Here is a 12,587-nt window from a genome sequence, read left to right as displayed (position 1 = left end):
AAAGATTAGCATAATTTTAGCTGACTAACCAACCGGATCGTTGGACGGAAAAAATGACGAACAAGTAATGGATATTTTAAGTTCTTTTGCTAAAAAAGGTTGTATTGTCATCATGGTCACTCACTCTAATCAATATGACCGGTATTTTGATCGTATTATTCAAATTTAAAAGACTGATTTTATTTATAATTTATGTTTTTTCTGACAATTTTCTTTGGTAGTTAATTAACGACGATTGACAGATAGGCGAATTTTGGATAAGATTACTGGCAAATAGATAAAAAATATGGAATAAGGAGTTTTTTAATGGTTTTGGCACCTGCATATCTGAATAGTTGCTGCTGTGAACCGCGTCTTACGCGATTCACTGGTTGTTGTGTCTAAAAACCGATCTTAAAAAATTTCTCTAGACCAATTTAAAATCAGAAAATCAGTCCGTAAGACGCAAATTCTCAATTCGAAATTCGCGTCTTTTTATTTGCTTTTATTTCACAAGGAGTATAAAAAATGTTAATTAATAATCTTTACCAGCTAATCGGCAAGACCCCACTACTGCGCCTGAATATCGACGTTCCAAACCGTAGTCGAATTTATGCCAAATTGGAAATGTTCAATCCCGGCGGTAGTATCAAGGACCGACTGGGAATTGCTTTGATCGCTTATGGACGGAAGATCGGCGCCGTCAAAGAAGGCACAACAATTATCGAACCAACCGCCGGAAACACCGGGATCGGTCTTGCTTTGGCAGCCCAACAATATCACTTGCCGGTCAAATTGATTGTGCCAGAAAAATTCAGTTTTGAAAAGCAAACCTTGATGCGGGCCTTAGGGGCTGAAGTGATCAATACACCGGCTGATGATGGGATCAAAGGGGCGATTGCCAAAGCCCAATCCTTGGCAAAGACAATCAAAAATTCTTATGTTCCATTACAGTTTCAAAATCCAGCCAACCCCGATATCTACTATCGAACCCTGGGTCCGGAAATTTTGCAGGATTTGTCCGGGCAGAAAATCGATGCTTTTGTTGCCGGTTCCGGAAGCGGTGGTACCTTTGTCGGCACAACAAAATTCCTGCAGGAACATTATCCGAAAATGCAGGCCGTGACTGTCGAACCGGAAGGTTCAATTCTAAACGGGGGACCAGAACATCCCCACCGAATCGAGGGAATCGGCGTTGAATTTGTTCCGCCTTTCTTCGATCAGATTCGTGTGGACCAGGTTAAAACAATCAGTGACGATCAGGCTTTTGAATATGTTAAATGGTTGGCTGCGCACGTCGGCCTGTTCGCCGGCGGTTCAAGTGGCGCTGCTTTAGCAGCAAGTTTACAGCTGGCAAAGGAGTTGCCGTCCGATTCAACGATTGTGACTGTTTTTCCGGATTCAAGCGAACGTTATTTAAGTAAAGGTATCTACGACTAAAAAATTGAGGTGAATTAAATGAAATTCAATACAAAACTTATTCATGGCGGTATTAGCGAAGATTCATCAACCGGGGCAGTTTCAATCCCTATCTATCGTTCTTCGACTTTTCATCAAAACAAGGTCGCTGGAAATGCAAAGTGGGAATACGGGCGCAGTGGAAATCCAACCCGTGCGGCTTTGGAAAAATTGATTGCCGATTTAGAAGAAGGGAAAGCCGGTTTTGCTTTTGCCTCCGGTTCGGCGGCGATTCATGCGGTTTTTTCATTGTTCTCTTCCGGTGATCACATTGTTGTTGGCGATGATGTTTACGGAGGTACTTTCCGTTTGATAGATCAGGTGTTAAAACGCTTCGGTTTGGAATTTACTGTTGTTGATACCCGAGATCTGTCCGCGGTTGAAAATGCCATACAAAAAAATACCCGGGCAATTTATTTGGAAACGCCGACCAATCCCTTATTGAGAATCACCGATATTAAAAAAATTGCCGAGATTTCAAAACACTACCAACTTCACACAATTGTCGATAATACCTTTGCGACCCCTTATAATCAAAATCCGTTGGTTTTGGGAGCGGATATTGTTGTTCATAGCGCAACGAAATATTTGGCTGGGCACAGTGATCTTGTGGCCGGTCTGGCAGTGACCAACGATCCTGAAGTTGCCGACAAATTAGCTTTTCTTCAAAACTCGATTGGTAGTGTTTTAGGTCCTGATGATAGTTGGTTATTGCAGCGGGGGATTAAAACTTTAGCTGCCAGAATGGAAATTCATCATAAAAATACTCAGCTTATTTATGATTATTTTTCTCGCAATGACAAGGTCGCGCGGATATATTATCCTGGTGATCCTGTTTCTCAAGGATATGAAATTGCAAAACGACAAATGCGTGGTTTTGGCGGCATCATATCCTTTGAACTGGAAAAAGGCTTGGACCCGAAGAAATTTGTTGAGAGTCTGCGGATCATTGATTTAGCGGAAAGCTTGGGCGGTGTCGAAAGTTTGATCGAAATTCCGGCCTTGATGACACATGCCTCGATTCCTCGAGATATTCGTTTGAAGAACGGTATTAAAGACGAGCTGATCCGTCTATCGGTTGGTTTGGAAGATGGTCAGGATTTACTGGACGACTTAAAACAGTCATTCAGCAAGATTTAGTTTTTGAAAGGAATGATAAATGTTTACTGCCGCTAAATTTATTCAGCAACACGATCCGGCTGCTCCTGGTATTTGGGAAATTTTGTTAACCTATTCCGGCTTTCATGCCGTCGGTTTTTATCGGATTGCCCATTATTTTTGGCAGCACAAACATCGTTTACTCGCGATGTTGATTTCTCACTTGGGCAAAAAAGCAACCGGTGTTGAAATTCATCCTGCCGCAGTAATTGGCAAAAACCTTTTTATCGATCATGGATTGGGTGTAGTGATTGGTGAAACAGCTGTAATTGGTAACCAGGTTACAATTTTACAAAATGTAACTCTTGGCTCGCGGCGGCCAATACCTGGTTTGCGTCATCCTCACATTGCCGATAATGTTTTTATTGGTGCCAACGCTCAAATTTTGGGAGCTGTTAAAATTGGCAAGTACGCAAAAATCGGGGCTGGAAGCGTCGTTTTGAATAACGTGCCGGCCCATCGAACGATCGTCGGTAATCCCGGTAGATTAGTCGACTAATTTTTTGACTCTTTCGTTGATAGTCTTCAATTATTTCTAAAAGTACTGATATGGCCTATAACTACCCCTACTAAAATTCCCAGTCCAATACCGATATCCAGATGTTTTATTAAAACGCCTAGCAAAATTCCGATGGCGACTCCCAAACATAGGCCGATCCTTTTTAAAATAAAAAACGCTGTTTGATCAATGAAAACATGCGTTTTTTAGTATCTTTTATTTTATTTACGTAGGAAATTCAGAACCGTTTCTTTGTATTTGTCTGCACATTCCAGCCGCAAAGGATGGTCGGACGGGAATTTGGAAAACTGGTTGTTTCTAATCAATTTATGAAGAATTTCGCCTTTTGCTGGTGGGTTAACAGGATCGTAAATTCCACTGGTAATCAGAGCCGGGCAGTCTGTTTTGTTTAATTGATCGCGGAAATCAAAAGCTGTGATTGATTTTAAGGCGCGGTATTCGTCCTCGGCGTCAAGTGTATTCTTCTGAAGTCCGGACTTCTCTATCGAAGCAATATTTTTTGGATCATGAGTTAAATGTTTAATGCAGTATTCTCTTCTTTCAGAAGTTTTTTCGGGGATGCTGTCCTTTTTAGCAGTTTCTGCCAAGGCAGAGTCCGGATTTTTGGCCGCAGAAACATTCAAAATAAGTTTGTTGATTTTTTCCGGTATTCTGACGGCTGTTCCTTGGACTATATAACTCCCTAATGAGCCACCATAGAGAACAAAATCCTTCAATTTTAATTATTTTATCAATTCGATGCCATCGTTAATATGATCTTCTAAATCAAATTGTTTTTTTGGATGGTCGTGATTTCCATGTCCTCTCAGATCGTAACGATATACCTGATATTTTTCTGTTAAGTAGGACGGATCGCTGTCGTAACTTTCTTTGCAATCGGTAACGCCGTGAATCATCAGCATTGTTTTGCCCTTTCCGTTGATATCATAAGCTATTTTAGTTCCGTCGGATATCGTTAATTTCTTTTCCATTTCTTTTCTTTTGAAAAATAGTTTTAAAGACTATTTAATAAATCAATCGTGCACTTAACTAATTTTTTTCCAAAATGCATATAAATAAATTGTCTGATTGTTCAAAAGAAAAATTATGTATTGGGATTTTTCATTTAAAAGAAATATAGTTTCGATCTATATTTTTAATCCATTAGAATTTTAAAATTTATTGGTTTTGATGAGATATATAAAAGCAAAAATTGCTTTTCTTTAAATGAATTAATATCAATTACCTTAAAAAATCTGAATAGAAAAGTATTTTCTCTCAAAATGAAATCAGCTCTAATATGATTAAGTTATTCTTAAACTGTAAGTGAGATTTCGATAGTATTTTAAGGATGGATAGCTGCTTAAAATTTTTAATATGATATTGCTGAGTTATGTTTTATGGCGAACGGCAGGCCTAAAAGCTATGTAAAACTTCTCGATATATAATTACTAATCTGGATACAGAAAGGGATCATGAATATTTACTTTATATTTCCTTTAATCTTTATGCTACACGAATTGGAAGAGACTGCTTTTATGCCGGGTTGGGTAGCTAAGGTTAAAGCGAATAAGAATAAGCGGCTGGCTCAAACGATTCCTGAAATTTCTGCGAAAAACTTCACTTTAATGGTCTTAGAAGAATATATTTTGTTACTAATAATTATGTTGTTTTGCTGGTGGACGAAAAATCTCTATTTTTATTTTGCTGTCATATTGGCTTATAACTTACATATTTTGTTTCATATTGGACAAGCGGTCATTTTTAAGGGTTATATTCCCGGACTGTTTTTAGGAATCGTTTCCTTGGGATTAGCAAGTTGGCTTATCTGGTTAGCTGCCGATTACGTTAGCCGGGGCAAGGTTTTTGCATTCATGCCACTGGTAGTTATCATAATTGTGGTAAATCTAATCTCTATTCATAAATGGATTCACTTTTAAATTAACGTTATTTATTTGCTCGACTTTAGGAACTAATTTTTTTGTGACTGATTTCTGTTAACTTAATATAATTAACTCTAAATGCCGAAGGAGAAAATTTGTGATTAGTATTTATTTTGTGCGCCACGCCTTGCCTGACTATTCTTTTGATGATGATGCGACTATGCCTTTAACGGCCGAGGGCAAGAGAGATTCTTTAAAAGTTTTAAACAAATTAAATAATGTCCATTTTGATTTTTGTCTTTCCAGCCCTTACAAAAGAACTATTGAGACAATCCTTCCGCTGGTCAAACAGTTGAATTTGGATCTACATACCGATCCTCGTCTAAAGGAGAGAATCAGGGGGAAAGTTAATGATAATTATCAGGAGTTGTTGAAAAAAACGCTGGGATAATTTTGATTTTCACGAAGAAAACGGTGAATCGATGAATAGTCTTCAGCAGAGGAATATTGCGGTTCTATTTGAAATATTATCTAAGCATAAAAATGAAAATATACTGTTTTCAACTCACGGGGCAGCTTTAAGCTCGATTCTGAACTATTTTAATCCAAATTTCGGATATTTGGATTTTGTCAGGATTCAAAATTTTACGCCGTATATTTTAAAAATAGATTTCAATGAGCAAAACAAAATAATTGATCAAAAAGAGTTATTGATCATTTCCAAATAATTGATTTTCATTTTTATAAAATAAATAATCAGAATATTGATAAACCCATTATTTATAGTTTGGCAAGAAAAATAAAAGATTTTTATAATTAAAAATGGTATTCAATAATGAGCAATCGAATTGATCCAAGGGGATAAAAAAGAATGGTAAAACACATTTATAAAAGGCGCGGAGCAGAGAGAGCAATTTTAAAAGAATTAAAAACATTAGGTGGTTCCGCTTCTCGAGACGATATTAAACAGGCAATTGCTGATGACAATGATAGTGAATTTAGTTATGAAGATGTTTTTGATCCAGTTATCTCCAGATCAGGCAAACAATATGTTCCTTTTTTATTTGATTTTAATTTTGGAGTCAATAATTTGTTTATTGCCGGCTATATCGAAAAACCCGAAAGGGGAAAAGATATAATTTTAACTGAAAAAGGAAGAATCTCCAATGAGAAGTTTTTTCCAACTCTTGAAGAAAAAAGATTAATTGATCAGTATTGGAAGAACAAATCAGAATTAAGAAAAGCTCGAAAAAAAGCTAATTCAATTATTGACGACTCCACAAGTACCAAGGCAGTTGAAATAGATGAAAACTCTGGCGATTCGGATTGGAAAACTGAACTTATCGACCAGCTAAAAAAATTCAGTCCCGGAAAATTTGAAAGTTTTTCTAGACTCTTAATTTCTAAAATGGGAGTTAGGATTGACAATCAACGAGGAATAATTCGTTCTGGAGATCACGGCATTGATGGTTTTGGTTATTTCCAATCAGATGAGTTTAGGACAAGCCGAGTTGCAATCCAGGCGAAAAGATTTACAAATGGATCGGTTGGCGAACCAGAAATAGACAAGTTTAAAGGCGTTATGGACAGTTTCAATGCTGAATATGGCATTTTTATTACTACTAGCTATTTTACCGATCAAGCGAAAGAGAAAGCAGTAGTTGGCAACAATTCGGTCACCTTGATAGATGGAATCAAACTGGCCTCCTTGGTTCAAAAATATCAATTGCATATAACACCGGTTCAAACCTTTACTCTAAATGACTATTACTTTGAAAAGGAATAAGTAAAGTCCTAATCAAATCAGCTGAATTAGATTTTAATGGAGATTTTTCAAGTGTTTTTAATCAAATAGATTATTAATAACTGTCTTTTTCCTTAGGCATCCAAATTATATTCGGCAATATATTCTTTAACAAATTCATGCATAAATTCGTCACGTCGTTTGGCAATTTGCTTTGCTGTTTCTGTATTCAAAGAATTTTTAATTTTAAATAATTTTTCATAAAAATGATTAATTGTTGTTTGCTTCCCATTACGATAATCGGTCTTATTTTTTAAAACTCGCGCCTTTATTTTTGGATCATAATCGATTTGTTGGTGTTTAAAAGCATACTTAAAAGCGCGGATAACTGCGATTGCCCCGATTGCTTCGAGCCGGTCAGCATCTTGGACAATTTGCCCATTGATGTCCAATTTTTTTGCTTGGCCAAAAGTTTCCGCCGACCAGGACATGTTGTCGATAATATAAATAATCGGTTTTGGATCGACATCAATTGCATTTAAAAAATCAATAACTTTCTTTTTAGCTTCTCGTTGATCCACAAATAATTTATCGTCGTAGGTATCGTGCAAAGTCGCACTTGCCAAGACTATAAATTGGTTGGCAGTTGGTTCTTTTTTAAGAATTTTCTTTGTTAAACCGATTACGCGATCAATATGCGAACTATCATGACCGGATTGATCGCTGTCTAAGATGCCACACATAAAATTATGAATTTTGTTCAGTTTTTCAGTTTCTTCACTGTTTGGATTCATAATTTCATTTTAATTGGCAATAAAATTTTTACTTCTTTTTTCTATAGATTTAATTAAAAAGTTTCATTTGAAAATTTCAAACAAGGGTCATTTTTTATTAACTGTTTTCATTTTTATATTTTGCCAAAGAGTAACCTCCAAAAACTACAAGCCAAATTAAAGCCGTGGCGACTCCCGGACAGGTCTCTTTTTGAAAGAGCATTGATATCAGGATGAAAACCATAAATGCAATTGTTAAGGGACCGAAAAACTTTGGTTTCGGCATCAGAAAACCATTGTCAAGATAGTCCTTGGATTGGGTGTATTTTCTATGAGCAAATAAAGTAAGAATATAAATTAACAGGTAAGCTCCCGAACTGACGCTGGCAATGACAGAAAAAGCGTCTTTAATTGTTGGAATCGAGTTGATAATCGGGGAAACCGCAACCGCTAAAGCCGATAGGCAAATGGTACGTGCCGGCACACCGTTCTTACTAATGACGGCACAGTTTTTATTGAATTTACCGGATGAATCCGATGCCAGCTGATAAAGGTGTCGGCCGGAAGAGTATAAGATGGAATTCAATGCGCTGGATGCTGCCGTTAAAACAACGAAATTGATTAAGCCGGCGGCCCAACTGATTCCCAACAGCTTGAATATCCAAACGAAAGGAGACTGTTTCGGGTCCAAAGACTGCCAAGGATAAATCAACATGATCGCTATTAATGAACCGATATAGAAAATTAGAATTCTAATAATGATCTGATTAATTGCTTTTGGTAAAACGGCCCTTGGATTTTTTGTTTCGCTGGTCGTGATACCAACAAATTCAATTCCTTGATAAGCGAAGAAAACCATTGGGAAAGCCATTACGAAATTTTTAAAGCCGTTTGGAAAGAGTTGAAAGTTTTTTGAAATATTTGTCAGCCCGGCGGCCCCGATTGGGGTTTTAAAATCCGTAGCAAGCATGAAGATGCTTGTCAAAATTAGAGCGATGATGGCGGATATTTTAATCATGGCAAACCAAAATTCAGCTTCGCCGAAAAATTTGACTGTAATTAAATTAATTGACATAATTGCGGCTAAAAACATTAGTTGAATTATCCACATGGGCATTTTTGGAAACCAGAATTGAAAATAAATACCAACTGCCGTTAATTCGCCCATTCCTGTAAAAATAATCGAGAGCCAATAAGTCCAACCAGAGAAAAAACCAAAGGGTTTTCCCAAGTATTTGCTGATGAAGTTTATAAAAGTATGCTGGTCTGGATCCATGTAAAGCATTTCGCCCATCGCTCTTGTCAGCAGAAACATAAAAATTCCCGCGGCTAAATAAACCAGCATGATCGACGGTCCGGTAAAAGCGATTGATCGGGAAGCACCTAAAAATAATCCGGTTCCGATTGTTCCACCAATCGATATCAGTTGTATATGACGGTTTGATAATTCCTGTTTCATGTTATTTTTACTATCGTTTAACTTTTTCATTTAGTATTTATATTAAGCTATCTTTGGCTTATATATATAATGGAAATATGTATTTGAAGGGGACTCATTTGTCATGACGAAAAAAAATAGATTTTATATTACAACACCGATTTATTATCCATCGGGGAAATTGCAACTAGGAAACACTTATACGACCGTTCTGGCAGATTCCGTAGCCCGTTTTCATCGCGCTTTGGGAGAAGATGTTTTCTTTTTAACCGGTACTGATGAACACGGTTTGAAAATCCAGGAAAAAGCTGAAGCAGCCGGTAAATCCGAAATGGAATATCTGGATGAAATGGCTGTTAGTATCAAAAAACTTTGGAAATTAATGAATATTTCCTACGATAAATTCATCAGAACGACTGACGCATACCACGAACGCGTTGTCCAGCATATTTTTAAGAAATTTATGGATGAAGGGGATATCTATAAGGGCAATTACACCGGTTGGTATTCGGTTTCCGATGAAGAATATTTTACCGAATCTCAATTGGCAGAAGTCTATCGTGATAAGGATGGCAAAGTAATTGGCGGGAAAGCGCCATCCGGTCATGAAGTTCAACTCGTCAAAGAAGAGACCTACTTCTTTAAGATGAGTAAATATTCTGATTGGCTTTTGCAGTATTATCATGACCATCCTGAATTTCTCCAGCCGGAAAGCCGGATGAATGAAATGATTTCTAATTTCATCAAGCCGGGTCTGGAAGATTTGGCTCTTACGAGAACCAGTTTTAATTGGGGAATACCAGTTCCTGGAGATGAGAAACATGTTATTTATGTTTGGATTGATGCCTTGTCCAACTATATCACCGCGCTTGGATACGACCCTGAATTAGGTGATTTTGATCATCAACCTGAGTTGTTCAAAAAGTTTTGGCCGGCTAATCTTCAATTAGTTGGTAAAGAAATCGTGCGTTTTCATACGATTTATTGGCCAATTATGCTCCACGCTTTGGGACTGCCGCTTCCGGGCGAAGTATTGGGCCACGGCTGGCTGGTCATGAAAAACGGTAAAATGTCCAAGTCCAAAGGCAATGTTGTTTATCCGGAAACATTGGAAAGCCGTTATGGTCTTGATGCCGTCCGTTATTATCTCCTACGCAGCATGCCTTTTGGAAATGATGGCGTCTTTTCTCCGGAGGATTTTGTCAATCGTGTTAATTTCGATTTGGCCAATGACCTCGGAAATTTACTGAATCGAACTATCTCGATGATCAATCGTTATGAAAACGGTCAGATTCCAAAACTTGACAAGCTTCTTCCTGAAGATCGCGAACTTGAAGAGACTGCTTCTCAGGCCGTTGAAAACTTCAAGGATGAAATGGAAAAGGTTCACACGGCCGATGCTTTGGAAGCAGTTTGGACCTTAATCCGGCGTACGAATAAATATATTGATGAGACAGAGCCCTGGGTACTTGATAAAAATAAGCAAAGGGCGGAACTTGATGATGCAATGGCTCACTTAGCAGCCTCGTTACGGGTTGTTGGTTCCTTATTGCAACCGGTGCTGACCCAGGCGCCAAAGAAAATTTTCGATCAACTTGGTTTGCCGGAAGTCGAGCCGATTTCTAATTTGAATTTTGCCGATATTCCTAGCGGCATAAAAGTCGTTGAGCATCCAACACCGCTTTTTCCAAGACTCGACGTAAAAAAAGAGGTTGAATTTATCTCCGGTCTTGTGCAAAAGGATACCAAAGGCAAAGGCCGCGCTCGGATGGAAGCTGCCAAGGAAAAGGCCCGCGAAGAACTACAAAATGAAACTGTCGAGGAAATTAATTACGATGATTTTGCTAAACTTCGATTAATTGCCGGAAAAATTAAATCGGGAGAAATACTTAAGAATTCAAAAAAACTGATTAAGTGGCAAATTGATGATGGTAGCGAAGACGGTCGCCAAATTCTTTCCGGAATTCGTGAGTGGTATCCGGATCCTTCAGTTCTGGTTGGGAAAAAGATTGCAATTGTCGCGAATTTAAAGGCAAGAAAAATGGCTGGAGAAATCAGTCAGGGGATGATTCTTTGCGCTGAAAATTCTGATGGAAAAGTGATCGTCAGCGAATTACCTGACGAAGTCGAAGCTGGAGCAGCGATTAATTAATCACTGCTTTTTGTTTTCGAAAATAAACAGTTTAGAAAATACGTAGTTCAAAATAATTGCGGCAATTTGAACGAACATTGACCAAATGAAGGTATTTGCAAGCGTGGGCGAACCGATAAAACCGCTTATTATCGGGAAAGTCGTAATACCGGATTGATAATTGAGACGGTTCAAAGCGAAGAAGTTAATAAAGAAACGACCATATTTTTCGATGCAAAGCCAAGTGATAAAGAAGTCGAGTAAAAAGACAAATAATCGCGCCGCTACGAACTTTAAAAATTGAATCAAAAGAGGAGCCTTTTCGGCTTTTTTGAAGACCCAGATCTTATTTGTGATAAAGGCGAAAAGAATTGCCAATATCTGGGCGACAGCGACGGCCAGAAGAGCGTTTTTGCTTAAATTAAGAGTTAGAAAACGTGCTATAAAGTAAACAACCGTTGTTAAAATACCAAAAATCAGGTAAAGAATAATTTCGTAATTTTTATTAAAAAAATTTTTCATAATCAGACTTTCTAATTTTAGCCCAAATCTTCCCGGTTAGGTTTTTGTTAATAAGTAATTTAGAATAAATGTTGAATTAATAAATTTAGTTATAATTAGACAGAGAATGACAGAACCGCAAAAACGTTACATACCTTTTAAGAGAATGATAGACATTGCCGGAAGTTTAGTTGGCATTGTTTTATTGTCCTGGCTTTTTTTAATTCTAATTATTTTGCAGAAAATAAATGACCTGCACGGGCCGATTTTCTATTTACATGACCGGGTTGGAAAAAACCATAAGCATTTCAAGCTGATCAAGTTTCGTTCGATGCGGGCTGATGCGGATACTTATTTCAAGCGTCACCCGGAAGACTATCAGACTTTTGTTAAAAACGATTACAAGTTTCCGGCCGGTGAGGATCCCCGGGTCACGAAGTTTGGTAGGATTTTACGGCGGACAAGCCTTGATGAGTTGCCTCAGCTTTTTAATATTTTCGCCGGCCAGATGTCGATTGTTGGTCCACGCCCGGTTACCGAACCGGAATTGCGCTACTATGGTTCGAATGTTGACAAATTTTTAAGCGTTTTACCCGGGGCGATGGGTTTGTGGCAGGCAACCGGACGTTCCGACATTAAATATCCCGAGCGTGCCGAGATTGACCTTGAGTATGTCGAACACATTGGTTTTTGGTATGACTGGTATATTGTTTATTTGACGATGAAGGCTATTTTTTCTCGTGCGGGGGCATATTGATGCAAGCAAAAATATATGTGGCATCTCACAAACTTTATCAGATGCCTAGTGACCCTTTATATCAGCCGATTTGGGTTGGACATAGTAAATCAAGCAATCCTTTTGATTTACCGGCTGGATGGATTGGCGATGACAGCGGTGACAATATTAGCGACAAAAATTCCTCTTTTAATGAATTAACAGCTCTTTATTGGGCTTGGAAGAATTCCGATGCCGACATAATCGGCCTTGTCCACTATCGAAGATATTTTTCGCTTAACCACAAA

The 12,587-nt window shown here is 37.9% G+C and carries 16 protein-coding genes; 10 read left to right on the top strand and 6 right to left on the bottom strand.

Going from position 1 to position 12,587, the window contains the following annotated elements; translation table 11 throughout:
• The first annotated feature begins 507 nt into the window (after positions 1–507).
• Genes A3G9_RS0108335 through epsC form a run of 3 tightly spaced genes read left to right on the top strand, consistent with a single transcriptional unit; the run spans position 508 to position 3,094 of the window.
• On the top strand, positions 508–1,419 hold the full coding sequence (locus tag A3G9_RS0108335; RefSeq protein ID WP_002821436.1) for a PLP-dependent cysteine synthase family protein: 912 nt from the start codon (positions 508–510) through the stop codon (positions 1,417–1,419).
• A gap of 18 nt (positions 1,420–1,437) precedes the next feature.
• Positions 1,438–2,577 carry a trans-sulfuration enzyme family protein gene (locus tag A3G9_RS0108330; RefSeq protein ID WP_002821437.1) on the top strand — a complete coding sequence of 380 codons (1,140 nt, stop codon included), beginning with the start codon at positions 1,438–1,440 and terminating at the stop codon, positions 2,575–2,577.
• Positions 2,578–2,596: 19 nt separating this feature from the next.
• On the top strand, positions 2,597–3,094 hold the full coding sequence (gene epsC, locus A3G9_RS0108325; RefSeq protein ID WP_002821438.1) for a serine O-acetyltransferase EpsC: 498 nt from the start codon (positions 2,597–2,599) through the stop codon (positions 3,092–3,094).
• A gap of 26 nt (positions 3,095–3,120) precedes the next feature.
• Here epsC and A3G9_RS1000000110780 read toward each other — a convergent pair whose 3' ends face one another.
• From A3G9_RS1000000110780 to A3G9_RS1000000110260, 3 genes are all read right to left on the bottom strand, one after another.
• Positions 3,121–3,240, bottom strand: coding sequence for a hypothetical protein (locus tag A3G9_RS1000000110780; RefSeq protein WP_002819615.1), 120 nt, complete (start codon positions 3,238–3,240; stop codon positions 3,121–3,123).
• Between the two features lie 75 nt (positions 3,241–3,315).
• The gene (locus A3G9_RS01000000109655) at positions 3,316–3,831 is read right to left on the bottom strand and encodes an alpha/beta fold hydrolase (protein ID WP_018025297.1); all 516 of its coding nucleotides are present in this window, start codon (positions 3,829–3,831) and stop codon (positions 3,316–3,318) included.
• A 6-nt stretch (positions 3,832–3,837) separates the two neighbouring features.
• A complete protein-coding gene (locus tag A3G9_RS1000000110260; RefSeq protein WP_018025296.1) occupies positions 3,838–4,086 on the bottom strand; it encodes an alpha/beta fold hydrolase in 249 nt (82 codons plus the stop codon).
• A 483-nt stretch (positions 4,087–4,569) separates the two neighbouring features.
• On the opposite strand from A3G9_RS1000000110260, the gene A3G9_RS0108315 reads away from it, so the two are divergent.
• The 4 genes from A3G9_RS0108315 to A3G9_RS0108305 all read left to right on the top strand — a co-directional run bounded on the left by A3G9_RS0108315 (position 4,570) and on the right by A3G9_RS0108305 (position 6,763).
• On the top strand, positions 4,570–5,034 hold the full coding sequence (locus tag A3G9_RS0108315; RefSeq protein WP_002819612.1) for an HXXEE domain-containing protein: 465 nt from the start codon (positions 4,570–4,572) through the stop codon (positions 5,032–5,034).
• 100 nt (positions 5,035–5,134) lie between these two features.
• Positions 5,135–5,428 carry a histidine phosphatase family protein gene (locus A3G9_RS1000000110670; RefSeq protein WP_268741702.1) on the top strand — a complete coding sequence of 98 codons (294 nt, stop codon included), beginning with the start codon at positions 5,135–5,137 and terminating at the stop codon, positions 5,426–5,428.
• Positions 5,429–5,459: 31 nt separating this feature from the next.
• Complete coding sequence (locus tag A3G9_RS1000000110665) at positions 5,460–5,705, top strand: histidine phosphatase family protein (RefSeq protein WP_257611091.1); 246 nt, start codon at positions 5,460–5,462, stop codon at positions 5,703–5,705.
• A gap of 143 nt (positions 5,706–5,848) precedes the next feature.
• The gene (locus tag A3G9_RS0108305; protein ID WP_002819609.1) at positions 5,849–6,763 is read left to right on the top strand and encodes a restriction endonuclease; all 915 of its coding nucleotides are present in this window, start codon (positions 5,849–5,851) and stop codon (positions 6,761–6,763) included.
• Positions 6,764–6,855: 92 nt separating this feature from the next.
• Here the strand turns inward: A3G9_RS0108305 and A3G9_RS0108300 are convergent, their stop codons facing one another.
• Together A3G9_RS0108300 and A3G9_RS0108295 are read right to left on the bottom strand one after the other, a co-directional pair.
• On the bottom strand, positions 6,856–7,515 hold the full coding sequence (locus A3G9_RS0108300; RefSeq protein WP_002819608.1) for an HD domain-containing protein: 660 nt from the start codon (positions 7,513–7,515) through the stop codon (positions 6,856–6,858).
• 97 nt (positions 7,516–7,612) lie between these two features.
• On the bottom strand, positions 7,613–8,983 hold the full coding sequence (locus A3G9_RS0108295) for an amino acid permease (RefSeq protein ID WP_002821439.1): 1,371 nt from the start codon (positions 8,981–8,983) through the stop codon (positions 7,613–7,615).
• Between the two features lie 73 nt (positions 8,984–9,056).
• On the opposite strand from A3G9_RS0108295, the gene metG reads away from it, so the two are divergent.
• On the top strand, positions 9,057–11,084 hold the full coding sequence (gene metG / locus A3G9_RS0108290) for a methionine--tRNA ligase (protein ID WP_002821441.1): 2,028 nt from the start codon (positions 9,057–9,059) through the stop codon (positions 11,082–11,084).
• On the opposite strand, the gene A3G9_RS0108285 is transcribed toward metG, so the two are convergent.
• On the bottom strand, positions 11,085–11,585 hold the full coding sequence (locus A3G9_RS0108285) for a GtrA family protein (RefSeq protein WP_002821442.1): 501 nt from the start codon (positions 11,583–11,585) through the stop codon (positions 11,085–11,087). It lies immediately after the preceding gene.
• A 106-nt stretch (positions 11,586–11,691) separates the two neighbouring features.
• Here A3G9_RS0108285 and A3G9_RS0108280 point away from each other — a divergent pair, with 106 nt between their 5' ends.
• Together A3G9_RS0108280 and A3G9_RS0108275 are read left to right on the top strand one after the other, a co-directional pair.
• The gene (locus tag A3G9_RS0108280) at positions 11,692–12,321 is read left to right on the top strand and encodes a sugar transferase (RefSeq protein ID WP_002821177.1); all 630 of its coding nucleotides are present in this window, start codon (positions 11,692–11,694) and stop codon (positions 12,319–12,321) included.
• The coding region (locus A3G9_RS0108275) for a DUF4422 domain-containing protein (protein WP_002821178.1) at positions 12,321–12,587 on the top strand (267 nt) is incomplete at its 3' end. The genes A3G9_RS0108280 and A3G9_RS0108275, both read left to right, overlap by 1 nt.

It is taken from the genome of Oenococcus oeni DSM 20252 = AWRIB129 (genome assembly GCF_000372485.1).
Taxonomy (GTDB): domain Bacteria; phylum Bacillota; class Bacilli; order Lactobacillales; family Lactobacillaceae; genus Oenococcus; species Oenococcus oeni.
Note: the sequence above shows the minus strand (reverse complement) of the source record. Positions and strands in the feature narration are given on the sequence as shown.